23 protein-coding genes are annotated in these 25248 nt (G+C 30.9%); 9 read left to right on the forward strand and 14 right to left on the reverse strand.

Annotated elements, in window-relative coordinates:
- Positions 1-19: 19 nt before the first annotated feature.
- Positions 20-517 (reverse strand): DUF6702 family protein, encoded by a 498-nt coding sequence (locus WHA43_RS01165; protein ID WP_105045347.1) that lies wholly within the window; start codon positions 515-517, stop codon positions 20-22.
- A gap of 30 nt (positions 518-547) precedes the next feature.
- Complete coding sequence (locus tag WHA43_RS01170) at positions 548-1264, reverse strand: hypothetical protein (protein ID WP_226742923.1); 717 nt, start codon at positions 1262-1264, stop codon at positions 548-550.
- A gap of 302 nt (positions 1265-1566) precedes the next feature.
- Between WHA43_RS01170 and pepE the strand changes: the two genes are divergently transcribed.
- Positions 1567-2268: a dipeptidase PepE gene (gene pepE, locus WHA43_RS01175; RefSeq protein WP_105045349.1), complete on the forward strand. Its 702-nt coding sequence runs from the start codon at positions 1567-1569 to the stop codon at positions 2266-2268.
- 19 nt (positions 2269-2287) lie between these two features.
- On the opposite strand, the gene WHA43_RS01180 is transcribed toward pepE, so the two are convergent.
- The 5 genes from WHA43_RS01180 to WHA43_RS01200 all read right to left on the reverse strand — a co-directional run bounded on the left by WHA43_RS01180 (position 2288) and on the right by WHA43_RS01200 (position 5015).
- Positions 2288-2455 (reverse strand): Arc family DNA-binding protein, encoded by a 168-nt coding sequence (locus WHA43_RS01180; protein WP_105045350.1) that lies wholly within the window; start codon positions 2453-2455, stop codon positions 2288-2290.
- Positions 2456-2473: 18 nt separating this feature from the next.
- Positions 2474-3382 (reverse strand): alpha/beta hydrolase family protein, encoded by a 909-nt coding sequence (locus WHA43_RS01185; RefSeq protein WP_105045351.1) that lies wholly within the window; start codon positions 3380-3382, stop codon positions 2474-2476.
- Positions 3379-3879: a hypothetical protein gene (locus tag WHA43_RS01190; protein WP_211290291.1), complete on the reverse strand. Its 501-nt coding sequence runs from the start codon at positions 3877-3879 to the stop codon at positions 3379-3381. Before WHA43_RS01190 ends, WHA43_RS01185 begins: the two co-directional genes overlap by 4 nt.
- Positions 3880-3881: 2 nt before the next feature.
- Entirely contained in the window at positions 3882-4040 is a 159-nt protein-coding gene (locus WHA43_RS01195; RefSeq protein WP_146104882.1) for a DUF4177 domain-containing protein, read from the reverse strand.
- A 114-nt stretch (positions 4041-4154) separates the two neighbouring features.
- Positions 4155-5015, reverse strand: a complete 861-nt coding sequence (locus tag WHA43_RS01200; protein ID WP_105045352.1) for an SPFH domain-containing protein — start codon at positions 5013-5015, stop codon at positions 4155-4157.
- 137 nt (positions 5016-5152) lie between these two features.
- Here WHA43_RS01200 and WHA43_RS01205 point away from each other — a divergent pair, with 137 nt between their 5' ends.
- On the forward strand, positions 5153-5935 hold the full coding sequence (locus WHA43_RS01205) for a S1/P1 nuclease (protein ID WP_105045353.1): 783 nt from the start codon (positions 5153-5155) through the stop codon (positions 5933-5935).
- 4 nt (positions 5936-5939) lie between these two features.
- Here the strand turns inward: WHA43_RS01205 and WHA43_RS01210 are convergent, their stop codons facing one another.
- From WHA43_RS01210 to crtD, 3 genes are read right to left on the reverse strand one after another with little or no spacing between them, the layout of a single operon-like run.
- Positions 5940-6635, reverse strand: coding sequence for a DUF3291 domain-containing protein (locus WHA43_RS01210; RefSeq protein ID WP_105045354.1), 696 nt, complete (start codon positions 6633-6635; stop codon positions 5940-5942).
- A gap of 34 nt (positions 6636-6669) precedes the next feature.
- On the reverse strand, positions 6670-7293 hold the full coding sequence (locus WHA43_RS01215) for a carotenoid biosynthesis protein (RefSeq protein WP_105045355.1): 624 nt from the start codon (positions 7291-7293) through the stop codon (positions 6670-6672).
- Positions 7290-8774 carry a 1-hydroxycarotenoid 3,4-desaturase CrtD gene (crtD, locus tag WHA43_RS01220; RefSeq protein WP_105045356.1) on the reverse strand — a complete coding sequence of 495 codons (1485 nt, stop codon included), beginning with the start codon at positions 8772-8774 and terminating at the stop codon, positions 7290-7292. Before crtD ends, WHA43_RS01215 begins: the two co-directional genes overlap by 4 nt.
- A gap of 177 nt (positions 8775-8951) precedes the next feature.
- On the opposite strand from crtD, the gene WHA43_RS01225 reads away from it, so the two are divergent.
- Positions 8952-9473, forward strand: coding sequence for a TlpA family protein disulfide reductase (locus WHA43_RS01225; RefSeq protein ID WP_105045357.1), 522 nt, complete (start codon positions 8952-8954; stop codon positions 9471-9473).
- Between the two features lie 3 nt (positions 9474-9476).
- On the forward strand, positions 9477-10085 hold the full coding sequence (locus WHA43_RS01230; protein ID WP_105045358.1) for a thioredoxin family protein: 609 nt from the start codon (positions 9477-9479) through the stop codon (positions 10083-10085).
- Between the two features lie 52 nt (positions 10086-10137).
- Here WHA43_RS01230 and WHA43_RS01235 read toward each other — a convergent pair whose 3' ends face one another.
- Positions 10138-11994 (reverse strand): LTA synthase family protein, encoded by a 1857-nt coding sequence (locus WHA43_RS01235; RefSeq protein ID WP_105045359.1) that lies wholly within the window; start codon positions 11992-11994, stop codon positions 10138-10140.
- Positions 11995-11997: 3 nt separating this feature from the next.
- On the reverse strand, positions 11998-13020 hold the full coding sequence (gene tsaD, locus WHA43_RS01240; protein WP_105045360.1) for a tRNA (adenosine(37)-N6)-threonylcarbamoyltransferase complex transferase subunit TsaD: 1023 nt from the start codon (positions 13018-13020) through the stop codon (positions 11998-12000).
- 174 nt (positions 13021-13194) lie between these two features.
- Here tsaD and WHA43_RS01245 point away from each other — a divergent pair, with 174 nt between their 5' ends.
- The 3 genes from WHA43_RS01245 to gap all read left to right on the forward strand — a co-directional run bounded on the left by WHA43_RS01245 (position 13195) and on the right by gap (position 19776).
- Complete coding sequence (locus WHA43_RS01245; protein WP_105045361.1) at positions 13195-17625, forward strand: translocation/assembly module TamB domain-containing protein; 4431 nt, start codon at positions 13195-13197, stop codon at positions 17623-17625.
- A gap of 146 nt (positions 17626-17771) precedes the next feature.
- Positions 17772-18758 carry a 6-phosphofructokinase gene (gene pfkA, locus WHA43_RS01250; RefSeq protein WP_105045362.1) on the forward strand — a complete coding sequence of 329 codons (987 nt, stop codon included), beginning with the start codon at positions 17772-17774 and terminating at the stop codon, positions 18756-18758.
- Positions 18759-18774: 16 nt separating this feature from the next.
- Positions 18775-19776, forward strand: a complete 1002-nt coding sequence (gap, locus tag WHA43_RS01255; RefSeq protein WP_105045363.1) for a type I glyceraldehyde-3-phosphate dehydrogenase — start codon at positions 18775-18777, stop codon at positions 19774-19776.
- A 73-nt stretch (positions 19777-19849) separates the two neighbouring features.
- On the opposite strand, the gene WHA43_RS01260 is transcribed toward gap, so the two are convergent.
- Entirely contained in the window at positions 19850-20230 is a 381-nt protein-coding gene (locus tag WHA43_RS01260; protein WP_105045364.1) for a RidA family protein, read from the reverse strand.
- Positions 20231-20326: 96 nt separating this feature from the next.
- Positions 20327-23011, reverse strand: a complete 2685-nt coding sequence (locus WHA43_RS01265) for a putative LPS assembly protein LptD (RefSeq protein WP_211290292.1) — start codon at positions 23009-23011, stop codon at positions 20327-20329.
- 117 nt (positions 23012-23128) lie between these two features.
- Between WHA43_RS01265 and WHA43_RS01270 the strand changes: the two genes are divergently transcribed.
- Entirely contained in the window at positions 23129-24208 is a 1080-nt protein-coding gene (locus tag WHA43_RS01270; protein ID WP_226742922.1) for an N-acetylmuramoyl-L-alanine amidase family protein, read from the forward strand.
- Between the two features lie 54 nt (positions 24209-24262).
- On the forward strand, positions 24263-25225 hold the full coding sequence (locus tag WHA43_RS01275) for an MlaD family protein (protein ID WP_105045366.1): 963 nt from the start codon (positions 24263-24265) through the stop codon (positions 25223-25225).
- Positions 25226-25248: the final 23 nt, after the last annotated feature.

Consider the following 25248-nt stretch of genomic DNA (forward strand, 5'->3'; position numbering starts at 1 on the left):
GTATTGAGGTTTGAATTAATTAATGTTCTAGAATTCCTGAGGTTTCATCTTTATTAAGCAATATACTTTTATTTACTTTTCCTACTTTGGTTTTCACCAAATTCTGTTGATTAGGAAAGTGTTTTGTAAGAATTTTATTAGTTATTTGAATATTTTTTACGGAGGCTATATTTTCTATTTCTAAATAAAAATAAACCAAATCATTTTCATATTCTTTGCCAATATAATTGAATTTTTTGGGAGTTCCATCAAGAGTAAATTGTAGTTTTTCTCTTAAGTATTTTTCAAAATAGACATCGTTATTGGGCAATTCTTTTTTGGTAGTAAGTTGTAAATCAATATTATAATCTTTGTTTAGTGCCAATTCAATATCATCCATAAATACATTGATGATAATTTGAACAGATTTTGCTTCAGGTTTGAATTTGATTTGTGTTAGACTCAAATAATATTTGTGTACCGAAAAAGAAAATAAAGGGATGATAAAAAGTAAGAGAAATGTTTTTTGGATGTTCATGAAATACTTACACTAAATAAAGTCGCCAATTTACTCATTTTTTATGATTTTAAGGTAAGTGACACTTTCTGTTTTTAAAATTTTTATGACTTCTAAAAGTTTTCCTTCTTTGTGTAATTTTTCAATACCTAAAGGATTGCAATATTCTAAGAAATGAAAATAATTATCTAACGGGATTTTTAAATCGTCAAAGAAAAATTTGTCTCCCAATTCTGACAATAATTTAAAAGGAAATGCTTTTTTACGTTCCAATTCTTTGCGCAAAGCCCACATTTTTTCAGAATATTTAAAGGCAATATTTGCAGTTGCTCCAGCTCCAGCAAACCTAGCAGTTGGGTCAGTATTTGCAATAGGAGGGCGAACTTTAGCATCAATATGATCATCACCTTCTACAATTTTCATGTTCACTTTAGAAAAATCCATGACAATTTTAAGGATAGAATCTCTTTTGTCTAAAGGAACATTTTTGGTGTCAATACCTAACCTTCCAGTAAGATTGTGTTTTCTAAGTTCAAATTCATCTAAAATATAGGTAGAAGCAGTCAACGTAATTTCAATATATTTCTTAGCCAAAAGATCTTTATTGATTTCAATTTTTTTAGTGTAGTGTTGAATTGAAGAAAATTGTATGCTATCGCCTTCAGAAACAAATATTCGAAACAAACCTTCGTCATTAGAAAATGTTCCAAGACTCGTATTGAGATTGATGATGTTAGCATTTTTAACAATTCCGAGAGAATCTATCACTTTTCCGCTTAAAATAATATTCTTTTTTTGAGCGAAAAAAGTCAAGTTCATCAAAATAAAACAACTAAAAAAAAGTCTTTTTAAAATCATACGCTTTTAACTTGTATCAAACTTATTGTTTTTTTTAAAAATAGGTAATTTGTTCGATGTAAACTTTTGTTAAAGATTGTGTAGCCTCAAATAACAGCTTTTTTTTTGACTAATAAACAGTAAACAATTCGTACAATTCGTAAACAACTTTGAGTAACTCAAATTTTTAACAAATACCATTGATAATTCCGAATTTATTTTATTTTTGAAGTATGAAAAATATGATTATCGCAAGTACTTCTACAGTTTATGGAAGTGATTATTTAGCTTATTTGTTACCAGAAATAAGCATTTTATTTAAAGATGCTGATACTGTGTTGTTTATTCCATATGCAAGACCAAGTGGCATTTCGTATGATGAATATACTCGAATTGTAAAAAATGCTTTTGCAAAAATTTCTAAAAAAGTAGTTGGCATTCATCAATTTGACAATCCGAAAGAAGCATTAGAAAACGCAAAAGCTATCTTTACAGGTGGAGGAAACACCTTTGAATTGGTTAATCAGTTGTATAAGAATGATATACTTTCTGTATTGAAAAAAGTACTCGAAAACGGAACTCCATATCTAGGTACAAGTGCAGGAGGCAATATTTGTGGAGTATCAATGATGACAACCAATGATATGCCCATTGTGTATCCACCAAGTTTTGAAACTTTAGGTTGTTTGCCATTCAATTTGAATGCACATTTTATAGATGCTGCTCAAAATTCAACACATATGGGAGAAACTCGCGAAACACGCATCAAAGAATTTCATGTGTTTAATAGCACCCCTGTAATGGGTTTGCGTGAAGGAAGTTGGTTAAAAGTAAAAGGAAATTCAATTACGTTGAAAGGAAATTTAACTGCAAGATGGTTTGTGCCAAATAAAACTCCCATCGAAATTGAGAGTGAAAGTGAGTTTGCTGGGTAAATAAAAAATAATTAAAATATTACTCTTCTTGCTTTTTTTTAGGCTCTCTTTTGGCATCTTTTAAAGATTGTTGCAGCATCCATTCTATTTGTCCGTTTGTAGAACGAAATTCATCTGCAGCCCACTTCTCAATCATATTGAGCATGTCTTCATTAATTCTTAGTGCAAATGCTTTCTTTTTAGACATTGGTGTTGAAATTGTGTCTTATTTTTGTAAAACAAAATTAGTAATTACTTTGATGAATTCTTTAGAAATAGAGAAGTTATCAGACATATAGGATGCTAAATTATCTTCGTCTTTTTCGATGGTTTTTAGCACGTGATTCATGTTTTTTACAAACGCAAACTGTGCATCAGGTTTTGCCTTTGATAAGTTTTCAGCATCAGATATCAACACTTGAATGTCTTTATCACCCTGAATAATCAAAGTTGGAATGCTAACTTTTTTGATTTCATCCACAGGATTTAATGCCATCCATGAACTTATGAATAGTAAATTTTGAGGAGCAAAAAGTGATACAAAATTCGGATTTACTTCTTTAATACTTCCAGTTTCTTTCAATTCTTTGAAATGTTGCGCTGTCATTTCTCCAAAAGCTGCATTTTGATTGGTAATTTGTCTGATGATAGTTTTATCAATAGTTTCTCCTGCACCAGCCACAGAAATGTATTTATCTACATTTTTTGAAGCCATCATTGCTAATAAAGAACCTTGACTGTGTCCAACTAAAATGATGCTTGAAAAGCGTACATCATTTTTGAAATGTGAGATAACAACTTCAATATCACTCACAAAATCATCAATCAACACATCATTTAAAAAAGCGGCATTTTTTGGATTGGCAGTTCGTTTGTCATAACTAAAAAAGGCCAAGTTTTGTTTGTTTACAGCTTCTCTAAATTGTTGAATGTATTTTGCAGGATTTCCATCTCTGTCAACACCTCCTGAACCATGAACCCAAATCAGTAAAGGACTTTTTTCAACAGTATAACTCAAAGTTCCTGGCAATTGAATAACACCATTATTTAAATTTACCTCTTCAGTTTTTAGCTGTGCGAATGAGGTTACAACAGATAAAATAAAAATCGTTACATAACAAATTATTCGAATCATGAGTTATTGTTTTGATAGGTTTGTAATACACTTTTTGCTTCAGCTTCTTTTTGAGTACCAATCAATAGTTTTTTTCCATTTTTGAGTTCTAATTGAATGCCAATATCACCAGAAACATTGATGGCTTTTCCTTTCGATTTGTTAAAAATATTTCCACCTTTTAAACCCCAACCTCCAAATTCTCCTATAGGATCATAAGTTCTTACATAGGCTTTTGAAATTTCATTCCAGCTAATTTTTCTATCAGAAAAATGAAACGGAAAAAATTGATAATGAATGCCTTGTTCGTCAATTCTGGTGCTAAGTTTGAAAAGAAAAATAATGGCTAATGGTACTAAAATTAATAAAATTATCACTAAAAGCATCTCAACAGAAAACGCATTTTCGTCTTTTTGATATTCACTAATCACAACGCCAATTGGAACTAATGAGCTGAAAATAATGAGAATAATCAGCCAAAGTTGTGTAAAACGCTGTTCTTCTTTAAAAACTTTCATGATTATCGATTTTTGTCTCTTTCAAAAACAATTCTGGTTGAATGTTCAGAGATATGAGTAACAACCCAACCTTCTCTTGCATATTGATTCAAGGTATCTTCTAAACGAATATCGTTTTTAGTCATACCCATTTTCCAAGTTACTACTTTGTATTCTTTCATATTTTTTTATTGTTTAAGAGTTTCTGTTGTTTAAAAGTTTCTATTGATTTAGTAGTTTAAATAATTATACTTTCTACTTCTAATATTTAATATCTAACTTCTAATATCTAACTTCTAATGATTCAACGTTCCAGCATTTACAACGGGTGTAGCTTCTTTATCACCACATAAAATCACCATCAAATTGCTAACCATGGCTGCTTTGCGTTCGTCATCTAAATCCACAATATTCTTTTTACTCAATTCAGTCAAAGCCATTTCTACCATGCTTACAGCACCTTCTACAATTTTGTGACGTGCAGCTACAATGGCTGTTGCTTGTTGTCTTTTTAACATGGCACTGGCTATTTCTTGTGCGTATGCTAAATAACCAATTCGTGCTTCTAAAACTTCAATGCCCGCAATTGCCAAACGTTCTTCAATTTCTTTTTCCAAAGCTTCCGAAACTTCATTCACACTCGATCGTAACGTAATATCTTCATCATGACCTTCGTCGGCAAAATTGTCATAAGGATACATACTTGCCAATTTTCTGACAGCAGCATCTGTTTGAACTCTCACAAAATTCTCATAATTATCAACATCAAAAGCAGCTTTATAAGTGTCTGTAACTCGCCAAACTAAAATGGTTGAAATCATGATCGGATTTCCTAATTTGTCATTCACTTTCAAACGCTCACTATCAAAATTACTTGCTCGTAAAGAGATTTTCTTTTTTGTGAAAAATGGATTTGCCCAATACAAACCATTATCTTTTATGGTTCCAACGTATTTTCCAAATAATAAAATTACTTGTGAAGTATTTGGATTTACCAATATGAATCCAAAAAAACCAATAAAACTAATAGCCGTGATTAGTAAATATAAAGGGTTTCTTTGTTGAATGGCAAGAGCAATACTTCCTGCAAAAAATAGTAATGTTACAAATAGCATCAAATAACCATTTGCGGGTTTGATAATTTTTTCTGCTTTCATGGGTTTAAGTTTTAGATGAATATGAATTGAAATGATATTAAAATGATATCACAAATATAAAGCATAAATTTTTATATTTTAAAATATTTCTTCAATTATTTCTGTAATTTAGCCAAAAATTAACAAATCGTACATCCATGAATTTAAAACTGATTTTACTGATTCCTTTTTTCTTATTTACAAAATCAACAGATGAGGTAGTGTTTTTTTGGGGTCAAAACGGACATAGAGTTACAGGAAAAATTGCTGAAAACCATTTGACTAAAAAAGCAAAGAAAAACATAGATAAACTTTTAAAAGGAAAAAGTTTGGCTTTTGTATCAACCTATGCTGATGAAATAAAATCGGACAGAAAGTACAATAGTTATTCAGTTTGGCATTATGTAAATATGGGTTTAGAAGAATCGTATGAAGCTTCTGAAAAAAATCCTGAAGGTGATTTGGTTGTTGGAATTGATACGTGTATAAAAGTATTGAAAAATGAACAAAGTTCTGAAGAAGACAAAGTGTTTCATTTAAAAATGATCATTCATTTGATTGGTGATTTGCATCAACCTATGCATATTGGTAGGAGAGAAGATAAAGGAGGAAATGATGTTCAGGTACAATGGTTTGGACAAGGCACCAATTTACATTCAGTTTGGGATACAAAAATTATCGAAGATTTTAATATGAGTTATTTGGAATTGGCTGAAAATGCAGATCAATTATCAAACGCACAAATAGCATCTTTGCAAAAAGGAACTGTAATTGATTGGGTAAATGAAGTGCACAAAATTACGAATGATGTTTATGGTTCTGTAAAATCAGGTGATAAATTGAGCTATAGATATTCGTATTTATACTTAGAAACTGTGAGAACGCAATTGCAAAAAGGAGGCATTCGTTTGGCAAAAGTATTAAATGATATTTTTGGATAATTTTTTACAGTTGAATTGATTTTCCGTTCCAAGTTCCTTCAAATTTATAAGGAACAAAACGTGCAAACAATTCTTCTGAATACCAATTTAATTTTCTAGTCAGTAAAACCACTTCTTTGTGCTTTTCATTTTTGTAAGCATAATCCATCATTTCTGATTGGGTTTTCCAAAGCGAAAGAGTAGCTTGCTGAATCAATGGCCATTCTCCAATTCCGATTGATAAAACAAGTCCGTCATAATTGGTTAATGTGTGACTTACACTTCCTACTTTACTCCAAAAACTAAACAGTTTACGAAACCTAATTTTGGCTCTCGTCAACACTAAAACAGGTTTGTCTGATTGTAGTTTGGCATTTTTAATGAAAGGTTTTGTTTTTTCCCACAAACCATGAGATTCTGCTGCATTCAAATAAACAGTCAATTTTTCGGAACTTCTTTTAGAATATGTCTGATAAAACTCGTTATTATCAAAAAAATCTTTTGCGTAATTTTCAGATTCCCAAACACATAAAAGCACATAGCTTCCAAAATTAGGAATTGCACTAAATCCATTTTTAGCTCCTGAACCCATAATTTTAAAAAATGACAATCCTGACACTTTTTTCATCGGAAAATGACCTAATTGCATTTGTTTGAATGCCCACCATTTGTTGGAAAAACTGTTAATTTTGAAAAAAGTGCATGTGGTAATTTGACTCATTTTTTAAAATTTATGTGTGATTATTGATTTTCTTTCAAGAAAATAGCAACAAAACACTGAAAAATAGGATTTGTGTTATGAATAAATAAGGCGCAAGTTTGTTGGTTGATTGCTTTTTAAAATTTGCTAAAATCAAACAAAACAGCAATGAAACAATGCCCCATGCAACAAAATTTTGAGTTGGTATGATATCATTTTCCCATCTCCAAAAATTATAAATAACGGCAACAGGTTCTATAATTGCATCTAATAAAACCAAACTTACCGCACTCAAAATTGCCAAAAGCCATTTATTTTCAATAAAATTTGACCAACTGTATGTGATGCTGTAAGCTAACATAATCCAATTAATTCCAATCATTAAGGGAGTTTCAAAAAGTTTCCATCCCAAAACAGGACCATAAGCATACACTCCAAATATTTTTCCAGTATTTACTCCTACAACCTCAACAAAATATCCAAGAATGGCAATAAGCGCAAAACTGATTATCTGAATTTTAGTAAGTTTTGTATGAAAAATAAACAACAAACTTGCGCTAATTAATAAGTTTAAAGGCGTTAAAGACAAAAATAAATCTCTAAAAGGAGTTGCCAGAATTGCGATAGCTCCAGAAAGATGAAACAAGCCTAAAATGATAATTGCAGTTTTTAATTTCATGATTTTGAAACCGTTGGAATATACTGATCGGCAATTTTTGCACTCAACAAACACAAAGGAATTCCACCTCCAGGATGTACACTTCCTCCAACAAAATATAAATTTTTCAATCCTTTTTTAAAATTTGGATGACGTAAAAATGCAGCAAATTTTGAGTTGCTACTTGTACCATATAACGAACCTTGATAGGATGCTGTTTTCATTTCGATACTTCTTGGGTCTAAAATACTTTCTTCTTCAATCAATTTTTCAATATCAATTTGTAAAATTTTATTGATTTTTTGAATAATTACTTTTCTAGCTTTTGCAATGAGTTCATCCCAATTTTGTCCTGAATTACTAGGAGCATTGATCATTACAAACCAGTTTTCAGCACCTTTTGGAGCATCATTGGATAAGCATTTTGATGAAATATGCACATATACAGTTGGGTCATCAAAAATGGTTTTTTTATCAAAAATGGTTTCAAATTCGGTTTTGTAATCTTTCGAAAAAAAGATGTTATGCAAATCTAAATTTGGAAACTCACTTTTGATTCCCCAATAAAAAATAATGGCAGAGCTCGAACGTTCTTGACAAAGAATTTTTTTAGGAGCTTTTTGATTAGGCAACAATTTTTGATAGGTAAAATAAACATCCATATTGCTAACAACAATTGCTGAATTTTCGATTTTATTTGCAGTTTTTACTCCGATAACAGCCTCATTTTCAACTAAAATTTCTTCAACAATTGTGTTGTATTGAAATTGTACTCCTAAAGATTCAGCCAATTGTACTAAACTATTGGTAATACTAACCATGCCTTTTTTTGGGAAAAAAGTACCCACATTGTGTTCAAAATGTGGAATAATACTCATAATTCCTGGAGTTTTATATGGATTTGAACCATTGTAAGTTGCAAAACGATCGAAAAGTTGCACAAGTTTTGAATTTTTTAAATCCTTTTTATTTGAAGCATGATAGGTCGTTTGCAAATCTAATTTCCAACTATTACTAAGTGCCTTTAATGTTTTGAAATTTAGGAAATTACGAACATCATGTAAACTATTTTTTAAAAACAAGTCACCCACTTGTTCGTTTATAAATGCTGCTTTTTTCAGTTTCTTTGTAAACAATTTTCCGTTTGTAGGAAACACATTTTCAACTTCATTTTCTATCTCTTGATGATTGCTATGTGCTTTTAAAAAAGTGCCATCTTCCCAAAAATAATGACAACATGTATCATGAGCATCATATTCAAAAAAATCGTTTGTTTTTTTTGAAGCTAACGCAAACAATTCTTCCACAAAATGTGGCATGGTAAACAATGATGGACCTGCATCAAATCTATAATTTCCGAGAGTAATTTCAGAAAGCTTTCCTCCAGGATAGTTATTTTTTTCCAGAACCAATACTTGATAGCCTTTTACAGCCAATCTTATAGAAGTAGCAATTCCTGCAATTCCTGAGCCAATAACAATCGCTTTTGAAGTTGATTTCATTTGTTTATATATTTTGCAAAATTATCAAACAAATATGAATTTCTACTAATTTTATTACTTATTTTGAGTGGTATTTATTGATTTTTTTAGAGGTTTTAAATTTCTATTTTCGATTCAATTTCGTTAAGAATCAGTTAATTATTTTTTACGTATTTTAAAAAAAACTACTTTTATAAAATGAAAGAAAAACTATTTTTAATCATCCTTTTTGTAACTGTGTTTGTTTCTTGTTATAAAGAGAAACCAAAAGCTGTTGCAAAAGAAAAATTTCCTGTAACTGAAATTAAATCAGTAAATTATAATCAGTTAAAACCTTTGTTAGAAAAACAGAATGATACTATTTATGTGGTTAATTTCTGGGCAACTTGGTGTGCTCCTTGTGTAAAAGAATTGCCCTATTTCGAAAAACTAGGAGCTGCTTATTCAGATAAAAAGGTAAAAGTTTTATTGGTTAGTTTAGATTTCCCAAAACAAGTTGAAAAGAAGTTGATTCCGTTTATCAATGAAAATAAAATTCAGTCAGAAGTTGTTTTACTAGATGATGTCAATGAAGATATTTGGATTCAAGCCATTGATAAAACTTGGAGTGGAGCAATACCTGCAACATTAATTTACCATAAAAATAAACGAAAATTTTACGAACAAACTTTTGATTATCAAATACTTGAAAACGAACTAATTCAATTTTTAAATCCATAATTTATGAAAACATTCCAAAAAATAGTATTGTGCTTTGTTGTTTTTTTAATAGCAACTGCATTTACAAAAAGTACTGAAAACGGGTACAAAGTAGGAGATACCATTGAAGATTTTTCACTTAAAAATGTAGATGGCAAAATGGTTTCTTTGTCAGATTACAAAAAAGCCAAAGGTTTTATCATCATTTTTACCTGCAATATGTGTCCGTATTCTGTAGCAAATGAAGACAGAATCAATGCGTTGGATGCCAAGTACAAATCAAAAGGATTTCCTGTAATTGCGATCAATCCAAATGATCCAAAAGCTTCAAAAGGAGATGGTTTTGAAGATATGATTGTACGTGCTAAAGAGAAATCTTTTTCTTTTCCATATTTGTTTGATGAAGGACAAAAAGTGTATCCAAAGTTTGGAGCATCCAAAACGCCACATGTTTTTATTGTAAATAAAAAAGGAATGAAAGTAGAATATATTGGCGCCATTGACAATAGTTCAAAAAATCCGGATGCAGTTACTGAAAAATATGTTGAAAATGCTGTAGATGCTTTATTGGCTGGAAAAAAGATAGAAAAAACCGAAACTAGAGCAATTGGTTGTACTATTAAAGTCTTATAAAACTTAGTTGAAATATCAAATTATCAATAAGTCCAACAAGAAATTGTTGGACTTATTTTCTGTCTAAAAAATCTTGATAAGACATTTGTGTGATGGCTTTACCTAAAGAATCTAATTTTTTTGCGTTTTTTCCTTCAGATAAAATTGGGATGTTACTCACGAAGTCAAATACAAAAACGCCCTCTTTTGTCAATGTTCCAAATCCTTTATTAAAAGTGTAATGTGCATATTGTCCATTATGAACTTGAAACATATTTTTACCAAAATCAAATCCAGTTACATCTCCATTCAACAATTGTAATAAGGTGTAAGAAAAATCAACTTGACTAGAAACAGCATCTATTTTTGTGCCTGGCTTTTTTATAGCACCACCCAACCAAAGCATTGGAATATGGAATTTTTTTGGCGAAAAATAAGGACCTTCATGAGCTGGTGAGGTATGACCATGATCAGCCATAATGACAATCAAGGTATTTTTATACCAAGTTTGCGTTTTTGCAAAATCCACAAATTTCCCTATAATACTGTCTGTATAATGATGTGCACTTCTGTATAAATTATCTTCAGTGTCTTTTCCAAATTTATATTCCCCTTTAATTTCGTATGGTTCGTGGCTTGATAAAGTCAATGCGATTTTAAAAAAGGGTTCCTTTTGTTCAGTTGATAAATCATCTGAAAAACGTTGCATAAAAACATCATCATGAGCACCCCATTTTGAATTCCAATCTTCTTCGTCAAAATCATTTCCATCAACAATTTTTGAAATTCCAGCATTTCTCAAATAGGTATTCATATTGCCAAAATTCAAATCACCTCCATAATAATAGGAAGTTTCATAACCCAATTCATACATCTTTTTGGGTAACATTGTCAAGCTTCTTGTTTTGTTTGGCATTCGCATAATTCGCTCAACAGGTTGTGGATAATAGCCACTTAAAATCGCAGGAATTCCTTTGTCTGTTCTATCTCCATTTGAATAAAAATTCGTGAATAACATTCCTTCTTCAGAAAGGCAATCTAAATTCGGAGTTACATCAAGTTCACCACCCAATGAACCAACCACTTTTGCCGATAAACTTTCCCAAAGAATCAAAATAATATTGGGTTTTGACGTAGTTAAAATATCCGTTTTTGGAGCCTTTAATAAAGGTTTTCTTGAGTTTTCAATGATGGTATTTGCAATTACAGTTGGAAAAGCTACATACGGATTTTTTCCATCCGTTTTGTGAGCAATGGTATTGAAAAAATTCCAAGTAAAATTTAACGAAGCATGATTTGCAAACATATTTTCAGAAAAATACACATTGCTTTGATTTACAGGAATTGTTTGAAATCCTCCACGAATTGGGATTACTAATGCTCCAAAAATCAATAAAAACGCAGGAAATTCTCTCCAACTTTTATAAATGATTGTTGCTAATTTTGGAATGACAATGAATTTATAAAGTAAACTAAAAGAAACTGACACTGCAATCCAACCAATTACTCCTGAAATTAATTGTGATTTTGATGCGGATGAAATCATCAATTCAGGCGTATTTAAATAGGGTAGCAAAGAAGTATCTAAACGAATTCCCCAAGCCTGATACAAACCTGCATCAATAAAAAGTAGTAAACTGATAAAAATGATGCAGAAATACGTAAAGAAATTGATGATCGGAATGATTTTTTTAGTCGCAATTATTTTTGAAAAAGCAATGAGTAAAAAAGGAATAATGCTCAAATAAGACGCAAATGAAAGATCGAGTTGAAAACCATAAAAGAAGGTTTTAAGACTCTCTAAAAATCCGATTTCTTTAGATTTTTCTAGATAATAAATCAAGAAAAATATACGTGCAAATACAAAATATCCAATCCAAAAGAAGGTGTACGAAAGTAAGAAAATAATACTTTTTGTAAAGTTTTTCATACGTTATTCAGTGACTTTTAATCGCGCTTTTACAGCAGTTGAAATATCAGCATAATTGTTGTTCAAAAATTTTAAATATCCAGTGATGGCAATCATTGCAGCATTATCTGTAGTATATTCAAATTTTGGAATGTAGGTTTTCCAGCCCAAATGTTTTTCAGCATTTTGCAAACTTTTTCTGATTTCAGAATTGGCTGAAACGCCACCTGCAATTGCAATGTGTTTGATTCCTGTTTGTTTAACTGCTTTTTTAAGTTTGTCCATCAAAATTTCTATAATTGTAAATTGAATTGATGCACAAATATCATTCAAATTTTCTGAAATAAAATTCTGATTTTTTTGCTGTTCTTTTTGTAAAAAATATAAAATGGCTGTTTTTAATCCGCTGAAACTAAAATTCAAATCGGCAACTTGAGGTTTTGAAAATGGAAACGCTTTCGGATTTCCTAATTGTGCATATTTGTCAATCAAAGGTCCTCCAGGATAAGGCAATCCTAAAATTTTAGCTGATTTGTCAAAAGCTTCTCCAACAGCATCATCAATAGTTTCCCCTAAAATTTCCATTGAAAAATAGTCCGTTATTTTTACAATTTGTGTGTGTCCACCACTAATTGTCAAACAAATAAATGGAAAGGGAGGTTTTGGAGTTTCGTTGTCAATAAAATGCGCTAAAATATGCGCTTGCATGTGATTGACATCAATCAACGGAATTTGCAATCCTAAAGCTAGTGATTTTGCAAACGAAGTTCCAACCAATAATGAACCCATTAATCCAGGACCTTTTGTGAAGGCAATTGCTGACAAATCATTTTTGGTAATATTTGCTTGATGTAAAGCTTGTTGCACAACAGGAACAATATTTTGTTGATGCGCTCTTGAAGCCAATTCAGGAACAACTCCTCCATATTGCGCATGCACTTCTTGATTGGCAATAACATTACTTAAAACTTTTCCATTGCAAATTACTGCAGCACTCGTGTCATCACAAGAAGATTCAATACCCAATATGTAAATGGATTTTTCCATATTTTTTAAAAAAATGCGCTACAAAATTAAGTATATTTTTAAGGAAGCATATAATTTTTAATTACAGAATTTTATTGTTTGCTACATTTGTACGAAATTTGTTGAAAGTGGCAATATATTTGATTCAATCTTGTTATTGTTACGAACACTTAAAATCTATCGACTATCAAAAAATTGTTCCAAAAATTAGGAAAATGGCTGGGGTATTTAGTCCTCTTTTTGCTTTTTGTGAGCATTATATTTTCTATTCCTTTCGTTCAAACGAAAATCGGAACGTATTTTACCAAGATAATTAATGAGGACTTCAAAACGAATATTGTCATAGAAAAAGTCGATTTCTCTTTTATTGGATCCGTTAATTTAAAAGGCGTAAAAATAAAAGATCACCATCAAGATACCTTGATTTATGTCTCAAAATTAAGAACTTCCTTAGTCAATTTTAAACGAATTTTAGACAATCAAGTCAATTTAAAAAACATTTCTTTGGATGGTGTTGACTTTCATTTGAAAACGTATAAAGGCGAAACCAATGATAATTTGAGTATTTTTATTGAACTTTTTGATGATGGTAAACCCAGAGATTCTTTAACTCCGCCTTTTATTTTAAAATCCTCAAATATTTACATCAATAACCTAAATTTTAGAGTTGTTGATGCTAATAATATAGATTCTATTAGTTATCAAATTTTCAAAGCAGGTGGAAATTTGCAAGATTTTTCGGTTGTAGGACCTGATTTTTCTACTAAAATCAGAGGTTTGTACTTCACAGACTCTTATAATTTACAGGTAACAAACTTATCCACTGATTTTAAGTATACCTTATCAGGGATGAACTTTAAAAATACCACTCTGCAAACTCAATTTTCATCAATCAATGGCGATATTAAACTCAGTTATAAACGCGAAGATTTAGTTGATTTTAATAACAAAGTGAATATCAAAGCCAAGTTTTCTGAAAGTAGTTTGGCAATTAAAGATTTACAAAAATTTTATGGGGAATTGTCTGGTGAGCACAATATTGATTTTCGTGGAAATTTAAACGGAACATTGAATAACTTTGGCTTAGAAAAGTTCAAATTGACCACAAATGGAGGTATCAAAATTGAAGGAGATTTGAGTTTTGTAAATGCCGTAAATACTGAAAATGGGTTTGTTTTTCAGGGAGATTTTAAAAATTTGATAGCAACTCAAAAAGAATTGAAAAGTATTTTGCCCAATTTGTTAGGAAAAACTTTGCCTTCTTCATTTGATAAATTAGGTCAATTCAATATTCAAGGTAATGTTTTTGCAACACCTACTCAAGTAATTGCAGACGTAACTTTAAATTCAAGCATTGGAAAAGCAATTGCTGATTTAGAAATTGGTAATGTTGATAACATCGATTTTGCTACTTATAGCGGAAATGTTTCACTTGAAAGTTTTAGAATAGGTGCCATATTTAATGATCCAACGTTTGGAAAAGTTTCTTTAAAAGGAACTGTAAAAGGAAGTGGATTTCGATTGGACAATATCAATACAAAATTCAACGGAGCAATTTCTCAAATGGTTTATAATGATTATAACTACAAAAATATTACCGCAAACGGACAATATCAAAACAATAAGTTTGATGGAGTTTTAGCCATTGATGATGCCAATTTTAAAATGAAATTCAATGGTTTGGCTGATTTGTCAGCAAAAGTCAACAGATTTGATTTTAAATCAGAGATAACTTACTTGAATTTAAAAAACACCAATCTTTTTTCGAGAGATTCCATATCAAAATTAAAAGGAACTATCGAAATTGATGTTGAAGGAAATACCTTTGATGATATTGTTGGAAATGCCACTTTTAAAGACATTTTTTACACAAACGAAAAACAAGAATTTAGCTTTAAAGAATTTAAATTTACATCATCTATTAAAGATTCAATCAAAACGATTGAAGTAAAATCTGAAGATATTGCTGATGGTTATTTAACCGGAAAATTTTCTTTTGATGAAATTGTACAAGTTTCTCAAAACGCACTTGGTAGCATTTATAACAATTACGAACCTTATAAAGTAGCTCCAAATCAATATTTAGATTTTAATTTCACCATTTACAATCAAATAGTTTCCGTCTTTTTTCCAGAAGTTTCTATTGATAATAACACAAAAATAAAAGGCAAAATACAGTCTAATAAAAATCAATTAAAACTTACTATTTCATCTCCTAAAATTGATGCTTATGGCAACGAATTGAAAGATGTTTTGTTGCGAACAGACAATCAAAATCCGTTGTATAATTCGCATTTAACAGCCTCCGAAGTAAACACAAAATATTACAATGTTTCAAAGTTAAATTTATTGAATAGAACAGAAAATGATACCCTGTTTTTCAAATCAGAGTTTAAAGGAGGAGCCAATAATAACGAAGATTTTAACCTAGATTTCTATTACACCATCAATAAAGAGAAAAAATCAGTGCTCGGTTTTGAAGAATCTACTTTTGTGTTTAAAAATACTGCTTGGAAAATAAATCCTGATGAAAAAAATTCAGATAAAATTACGTTCGATTTAAAGAATGATGAATTTTCATTTAGTCAATTTAAAATTGTTTCAGGAGAGCAAAAAATTGAATTTACAGGAAGTTTAAGAGGGTCTAATGAGATATTTCTTTTGGCAGATTTCAATAAAGTCAATCTAGAGAGTTTTTTACCCAAAATCGATAGTTTATCCCTCAAAGGAAAAGTAACAGGACATTTAGATTTTATAAAAAAAGACAATGTATATAATCCTGAAGCCATTTTGGTAATCAAAGATTTTGAAATTAATAAGTTCAAACAAGGTGAATTGGCAATCAATATCAAAGGTGATAATTCGTACCAAAAGTATAGTGTTGATATGTCTATCAATAACGAAAAAGCACGAAGTATTGCAGCAATTGGTAGCATTGATTTTTCTGATAAAAAACCACTCATTGACTTAGAAGTTTTTTTAGAAGATTATACTTTAGAAGCATTTAGTCCTTTGGGCCAAGATGTAATTTCTTCGTTAAGAGGTAACGTTTCAGGTAATTTTACCTTGATTGGTTTTCTTGGAAATCCAGAAATGGAAGGGTATTTACGACTTAAAAATGCGGGTTTAAAATTTCCATATTTAAATGTTGATTATGATTTTGAAGGCGAATCAACCATTTCTCTATTAGAACAATCTTTTATTTTAGAAGATTTAAAAATTTTTGATACCAAACACAAAACACGAGGAATTTTAAGTGGAAATATTTCTCATAGAAATTTTGAACAATGGTTTTTAGATTTAAAAATCGATACTAAAAACTTATTGGTTTTAGATACAGAAAACACAGAAGATGCGCTTTTTTACGGAACAGCATTTATGGATGGCTCAGCCACAATTTCGGGTTTAACAGATCAATTATCTATTGAAATTAATGGCAAAACAAACCCCAAAACTGTTTTTGTTGTGCCTTTGAAAGATATAGAAACGGTTGATAGTTTTGGATTGATTCACTTTAAATCTGATGCTTTAAAAATTGAACAAAGACAAAGAGAGGCCGCAGAAGAAGCCATTAAAGGGTTGACTTTAAATATAGATATTGAAGTTACAAAAGATGCTGAAGCACAAGTGGTTATTGATGAAGTTTATGGTAGTAAATTAACAGGAAGAGGTTCTGGAGATTTACAAATTCGCATCAATACACGTGGAATGTTCAATATGTTTGGCGATTTTACAATTGATAGTGGAGTGTATGATTTTAAATATGGAGGCATTATCAACAAACCTTTTATAATTCAAAAAGGCGGGACAGTCTCTTGGAATGGAAATCCGTATGAAGCCAATTTAGATGTTACTGCAATTTATAAAGCCAAAGCAAATCCGGGAGTTTTATTAGAAAATTACAACTCAACTAGAAAAGAAAATATTGATTTGGTAACCCGAATTTCAGGAGGTTTGTTTAGTTCTAAACAAGAGTTAGATATCAAACTTACCAATGTTGATCCTACAATTGCCAATGAGTTAGAGTTTATTTTAAACGATAATAACATCAACGAAAAAACAACGCAATTCATCTCTTTACTCGCTTTCGGAACATTTAGAAACCCAGATCGTGTTTCTTTTGATATCAATAATAGCATCACAGGAACTGCCTCAAGTGCAATTGCAGCAGCCTTTTCGAGTCTCTTAAATAGTCCAGATAGTAAATTTCAGCTTGGTTTTGATTATCAACAAGGAAATAACAATATCAATAACTTAATCATTAATGATCAAGTGGATGTTTCTTTTAGCACCCAATTAAGTGATAGAGTAATTATCAATGGTGAACTCGGAGTTCCTGTTGGTTCACAAACACAAGCAAGTGTTATTGGTGAGGTAAAAGTGGAATTTTTACTCAATAAAGAAGGCAATTTTAGAGGAGTTATTTTTAATAGACAAAATGAAATTCAATACACCACTGAAGAAATCGGATATACTCAAGGAATTGGTTTGACATATCAAGTAAACTTTAACAACTTTTCGGAATTATTAACCAGAATTCGAAGAAAAATAAAACTTAAAAAAGAACCCAGTAAGACTGAAACTGTTAAAAAAGAAGCCGAAAAAGAAAACAATTCTGGAGACTAATAAAGCAAATGAAATCAACTAATTAAATCCAATATTTAACGCAATTTAAAATGATTTTCTCTTGTAAACAAAGGGATTTTGCTCTATAACGTTTTCGTAGTTTTTTTAGTTGAAGTCATTAAAAAGCCTTAATTTTACACTATTATATTATGGAGAAAATAAAAAAAATTGGCGTCATGACATCTGGAGGAGATTCCCCAGGGATGAACGCCGCTATAAGAGCTGTAGTAAGAACGTGTTCGTATCACGAAATTGAATGTATCGGAATTTATCACGGATATCAAGGTATGATTTCTGGTGATTTTATCGATTTAAATGCACGAAGCGTAAAAGGAATCATCAACAAAGGGGGAACTTTTTTGAAATCTGCAAGGTCAAAAGAGTTCATGACCAAAGAAGGAAGACAAAAAGCCTACAATAATTTGAAAGCTGCCAATATTGATGCTTTGGTTACCATTGGTGGAGACGGAACTTTTACTGGTGCTATTGTTTTTAACAAAGAATTTGGCTTTCCTGTAATCGGAATTCCAGGTACTATTGATAATGACATTGCAGGTACTTCTCATACTTTAGGATATGATACTGCTTTAAACACAGTTGTTGATGCAATAGATAAAATTAGAGATACTGCAAGTTCTCATGACCGTTTGTTTTTTATAGAAGTAATGGGTAGAGATGCAGGTCATATTGCCTTAAATGCTGGCGTTGGTGCAGGTGCTGAAGAAATTTTAATTCCCGAAGAAAACTTAGGTTTAGAGCGTTTGCTAGAGTCTTTAAATAGAAGTAAACAATCAGGAAAAGCATCTAGTATTGTTATTGTGGCTGAAGGAGATAAATCTGGAAAAAATGTTTTTGAGTTGAAAGACTACGTTGAAAAAAACATGCCAGAATACGACGTTCGTGTTTCCGTTTTAGGACATTTACAAAGAGGAGGAAGTCCTTCATGTTTTGACAGAGTTTTAGCAAGTAGAATGGGAGTAAAAGCAGTTGAAACTTTGTTAGATGGAAAATCCAATTATATGGTAGGTTTGCTTAACGATCAAATTACGCTAACTCCATTAGAGCAAGCAATCAAAGGACAATCAAAAATAGATAAAGAATTAATAAGAGTGTCAGACATCATGTCTGTATAAATAAATATATAAAATTATGATTAAAATAGGAATTAATGGATTTGGAAGAATAGGAAGACTAGCTTTTAGATCATCAGTATTAAGAAAAAATGTACAAGTAGTAGCGATCAATGATTTACTTGAAGTAGATTATTTAGCATACATGTTAAAATATGATTCTGTTCACGGAGAATTCAAAGGAGATGTTTCTGTAAAAGATGGAAAATTAGTTGTTAACGGAAATGAAATCAGAATTACTGCTGAAAGAGACCCTGCAAACTTGAAATGGGGAGAAGTTGGTGCTGATTATGTAATCGAATCTACAGGATTTTTCTTAACAGAAGACACTGCAATGAAGCACATTGAAGCTGGCGCAAAAAGAGTTGTTTTATCTGCTCCATCTAAAGACCATACTCCAATGTTTGTAATGGGTGTAAACCACACTGAGTTAACTTCGGATATTAAAATATTTTCAAACGCTTCTTGTACCACAAACTGTTTGGCGCCAATTTCAAAAGTGTTGCATGACAATTTCGGAATCGTAGAAGGTTTAATGACGACTGTTCATGCTACAACTGCTACTCAAAAAACGGTTGATGGTCCTTCATCAAAAGATTGGAGAGGTGGAAGAGCTGCATTGCACAACATCATTCCGTCTTCAACAGGAGCTGCAAAAGCAGTAGGTAAGGTAATTCCAGCCTTGAATGGAAAATTAACAGGAATGGCTTTCAGAGTTCCAACAATGGATGTTTCTGTAGTTGATTTAACTGTTAGATTAGAAAAACCTGCAACATATGCTCAAATTTGTGCAGCAATGAAAGCAGCTTCAGAAAATGAAATGAAAGGAATCTTAGGGTATACTGAAGAAGCATTGGTTTCTCAAGATTTTGTTGGGGATACTAGAACATCAATTTTTGATGCAGAAGCAGGTATTGCTTTAAATGACAACTTTGTAAAAGTAGTTTCTTGGTATGATAACGAAATGGGATATTCAACAAAAATCGTTGATTTAATTGAATATGCTGCTTCAGTTTCTTAAAAAACTAAGTTGATAAATAAAAAAAACCTGATAGTAATATCAGGTTTTTTTATTTTTTACAAAAGCCAAAAATCTATTTTACAGCAATCATACTGATTTCAACATTCACAAATTTTGGAAGATTTGCTACTTCTACAGTTTCTCTTGCAGGTGCAGTTTCTTCATCAAAATAAGTTGCATAAACAGCGTTAATTGCCCCAAAATTATGCATATCAGAGATAAAAATCGATGTTTTTACCACGTTTTCAAAAGTCATTTCTGCAGCAGCTAAAACAGCTTTTAGGTTTTCCATCACTTGTTTGGTTTCATCAGAAATATTATCTAAAACCAATTCTCCAGTTGCAGGATTGATAGCAATTTGTCCTGAAGTATATAAGGTATTGCCGCTTAAAATGGCTTGATTATAAGGTCCTATTGGAGCAGGAGCCTTATCCGTTTTGATGATTTTTTTCATTTTTTTTAGTTTCTAAGTTTCAAAGGTGCAAAGATGCAAAGTTTCAGAGATTCAAAGTTTTAAAGCTGTCTATGACTACTGACAACTGTCTACAGTCTAAAACAACCTTCTATCTGGTGGTTTATTTTTATCCCATTTCAAGTCTGCAAGCATTGTTGATTTTACACCAATAAAAAAGGTATAAGAAGAATTTGCGCCAAAAGGAACCCAATTAAAATTGAATTGCCAACTGTCTAAATCTCTTGAAAAATTAAATCTTGAAAACGAAAACGCACCATTTTTGATATCATATCCTGATGAATATCCAATTTTCCATTTAGGTGTCAATTCAATATTTCCACTAAATCCAACAGTGTGAATGCCAATTCTACCAGGTTGAATACCATTATTTGCATAATTTGCAGAATATACCAAATTTAAAGTCCAAGGAATTTTGGCTCTATAAAGTTCGGTTTTTGTAGGCTCTTTAGATTCATTGGGGATATTTTGCCTTCCGAATCTATTGGTAGGATCAATATTTGCTCCCATGGTATCTGGAGGATTATTTGCACCATTTCCATTTTTATTTTCGGCTTCGTCTTTCTTTTTGCTCTTATCAAAATCAGTGCTCGAAATAGAATAATTCATGGTCATATTTGCATTTGTCAATCTAAAAATGCCAGGATTGAATTTATTGATTCTTTGACCTTCATCATTTACTTGATAAGGATCTAATGAGCCATTAAAATTCAAGGCTAATTTGTCTTTAAATAATCTTGTACCTGCACTAAAAGTAACGTTTGACCATCGCAAACTATCTGCGGCAATGTTATAAGAAGTATTGAAATTCAAGTTGTTTAAAATCATGATTTTTTCATCTTCTTCATCACTTTCAGGGTCTTTTGGGGCAACTTTTGCCTCTAAAACGTTGTTTAAAGCAATTCCGATTGAATTGCTCAATCCTCCTGAAGGCCCCCCATAAATTCCCTGATCAAAAACAGTGTAATCAATCACATCCAATGGATTTGCACTTTGTTGTACTTGTTTTAGGTAATTGTCTCTAAAATCTGGTCTATAACTATAAGAAATGGTGGGTCTTATGGTATGTCTAATTGCTTTTAAGCGCCCTTTTTTAAAGTTAAAAGTTCCATAAATATTGGTTGATAAACCCACACCCAAATTGTATTCTCTGTAGCTTTTAAATCCGCGTAAAGTATCTGTTACAACAACATTTTTTGTAGGATCATACTCTTTTTCTATATAGTCAAATTGCCAAACTTCTTCATAATTTGCAGTTGGTGAAAGCGTAAAATATTTAAAAACTTTGATATTGGTATTTGTAGAAGTTCTGTGTTGAATTCCTGCTCTTGCAGTTTCAAACATTTTGCTTGTAAAAAAATCAGCATCAGTAGTATTGATTAAATACTGACCTTGCATATTGTAGTTAAAACCCATTTTTTGTATTGGATTTTTCTTTACACCATTTTTTCCTGCAAAAGGATATATACGATCCATATTCAGCGTTAAATTTGGCAAAGTCATGGTAATACTTTCCGTATTTGTATTTTGCTGATGTGACGCTGTAACAGCCATATTAAAAGGCGTTCCAACAAAAGTTTTGCTATAATTGATGGAGGAATTAAACGTATTATTTTGAGTTTGAGCAACATTGAATTGATTCAAAGATTCTCTAAAAAAACGACTACTTCCTAAGTTTACAGAAGCAGAAAATCGAGAATTTGGACTCGCTTTTGAATCTTGATTATGATTCCAACGAATGTTGAAATTATTCGATTTCGAAAAATCATCAAAACCACGAATTCCATTCACGATATTTTCAAAATTCAAACTAAAAATTCCATTGTATTTATAGCGTTTATTGTAGTTTGATGAAATTCTTGTTCCCCAACTTCCGTTTGAATAGGCATCACCCAAAACCGTCAAATCCATATAATCACTGATGGCAAAATAATATCCGCCATTTTGAAAACCAATGCCACGTTGACTGCTTCCTGTATCAAAAGCAGGAACTAAAAATCCAGACATGCTTGTCTCAGTCATTGGAAAATAAGCAAATGGTAAAAAAACAGGTGTAGGAACATCAGCCAAAACCAAATTACTAGCGCCAACAATTATTTTTTTTCCAGGGACTAATTTGGCTTTATTGGTGGCAATATAATAATCCGGAATTTCTTTATCGGAAGTAGTGAAACGTATTTTTCTGATGAAAACTGTAGAGTCATTTTCTCTTTTTGTTTTCAATCCATACGTGTACATTTCTCCTTGTTGGGTTTTTAAACCGTAAATTATGGCGCGTTTGCTTTTAAAATTGTAAATGATAGAATCTTGAACAGACTCTTGACTTCCTTGCTTAAAAATAGGTTTTTGAACATAGCCTGTGCTATCAATAATTCCTTTTGCAAAAAGACTATTTTCTTTATAATCAACAATAATGATTCCCGCTTTTAAATCAATATCAGTATATTGAATATTTGCTTCATTATATAAAGTTACTTTTCTTTTTTTAGCATCTTGAATCGTGTAATCTTTTGCAGTATGTGTAATGATATCTTCAATAGTTTCCTTTGGTTTTAAAGAGTCTTTTGCAATCGTATCTGTTTTTTTTAACAAGAGAGAATCTTTCTTTACAGTAACTTTTGATAGCTCTTTGGATGGTCTTACTGAATCCTTTTTTACGGCCGGAATTACAGTTTTATTCGTTGATTTTATATCTTGCGCAAAGCCAATCTTTGTAAAAAAGAAGACACAAAATAAAAGTATGTAGGATAGGTTTGATTGCAATGCTTTAAATACTATTTTTGTATAAAATTAAAAACGGCTCACTTTTTGGATTACCAAATTTATGACGCCAAAATTAGTTAAATTTTATTGATGAACTTTTTGCAAAATCACAAATTTATGTTGAAACCACAAAACTTGTTTTTTTTAACACTTTTAACGGTTTTTTTCTCACTCTTTTCAGCCCCATTATTTTCACAAAAAACATACACAATTGTTTTAGATGCTGGTCATGGAGGTAAAGATCCTGGGAATTTAGGTAACGGTTTTCAGGAAAAAGATATTGCATTGAAAACGGCTTTAGAAGTTGGAAGACAATTGTCTAAAATAGATTATATCAAAGTAATTTACACCCGACAAGAGGATGTTTTTATTGATTTATGGAAAAGAGGAGCCATTGCAAATGATGCAAAAGCTACATTATTTGTATCTATTCATTGCGATTCTCATACTTCAAATGCTTACGGAGCAGGAACTTTTGTTTTAGGATTAAAAGGAAATAAAAAGAATTTTGAAATCGCGAAAAGAGAAAATGCTGTAGTGCTTTTAGAAGACAATTATCAAGAAAGATACCAAGGTTTTGACCCAAATTCAGCTGAATCTGTTATTGGATTGTCTCTTTTGCAAGAAGAAAATTTAGATAAAAGTCTTGAAATTGCTTCTTTAGTTCAGCAAAATTTTACGCAAAAATTAAATCGTTTAGACCGAAAAGTTAAACAAGATAATTTTCAAGTGCTTAGGGAAACTATCATGCCTAGTATATTAATTGAATTAGGTTTTTTAACGAACAAAAGTGAAGGCGCATATTTAAATTCAGAAAAAGGACAATCTCAAATGGCAAAAGCAATTGCAGATGCGATTCAAGATTATATTGATCATTTGAGAATGAATACTGTAAAAGAGGTGAAAAATCCAAAAATTGTTTCAGAAAAAACGAGTAATGAAGTTTTATTCAAAATTCAAATCGCCTCTGGAAAAAATAAAATCGAATTAAAACCATCAAATTTTAGTGGATTAAAAGATGTTGAAATAGTGCAAACAGGAGATTTTTTCAAATACTATTACGGATCAACATCCAACTATAAAGAAGCAAAAGAAAGTTTACTAACTGTGCAAAAAGCAGGATTTTCATCAGCATTTATGGTCGCATTTAAAGGTGATGAGAAAATATCTGTTTCAGAAGCATTGAAATTGAATTAATTTCAGGTCTCATCAACCAAAAATTATTAGTAATATTGTTGTAAATTTTTTCATATGTCTAGAGAATTAAAAACAGGGATTATTGCAATTCTAATCATCATAATTTTTATTTGGGGTTTCAATTTTTTGAATGGTCAAAATATATTTCAACCCAGCAAAAGACAATTTCTTGTTGAATATAATAATGTTGGAGGCCTCACTGAAGCGAGTTCGGTTTTTGTAAATGGACTTAAAGTAGGTGGAGTAGATAACATCGATTTTAATCCAGATCCTGCTAAAAAAGGACAAATGTTGGTGAAATTTTCATTAGAAAACGGATTTATTTTTACCAAAAAAAGTATTGTAAAAATCTATTCTCCCAATCCTTTGTCAGGTTCAAATTTAGTGTTGATTCCGAGTTATGAAGGTGAAGAAGCGAAAGATGGGGATTATTTACAAGGCGAAGTTGAAGAAGGATTATTTTCAGCAATTGGTGCAAGATTAGATCCTATTCAAATAAAATTGGAGCGCGTTTTAGAAAGTGCAGATTTATCATTCAAAAAGTTTAACAATTTGCTGGATAAAAAAACTACCACAAGCATTCAAAATTCTTTTGAAGAAATTGAATTTGCCATCATCGATTTAAGAACAACCATAGCTTCTGTAAATTCTATTGTTGATTCAAATTCATCAAACTTAAAAGAAACGTTGAAAAATACGAATCAAATTACTCAAAATTTATCGAAAGTTACAGATACGTTAGTAAATTCGAATTTGGGTGAAATCATGAGAAAAGCAGAACTTACTTTAACCTCAGTAAATTCATTATTAGACGGAATTCAAAATGGAAAAGGAACAGCAGGTAAATTAATGAACGACGATGCTTTGTACACAAATCTTACTGAAATGTCTCAAGAATTGGAAGAATTATTACGAGATATGAAATTAAATCCAAAGCGATTTGTACATTTTTCATTATTCGGTAAAAAGCCAAGTCCTTATAAACCAGAAGTTAAGAAAGAAGAAATTAAACAATAAGTTAAAAGTATAAAAACAATCAA

Origin of the sequence: Polaribacter gangjinensis, assembly GCF_038024125.1 — a bacterium.
Taxonomy (GTDB): Bacteria; Bacteroidota; Bacteroidia; order Flavobacteriales; family Flavobacteriaceae; genus Polaribacter; species Polaribacter gangjinensis.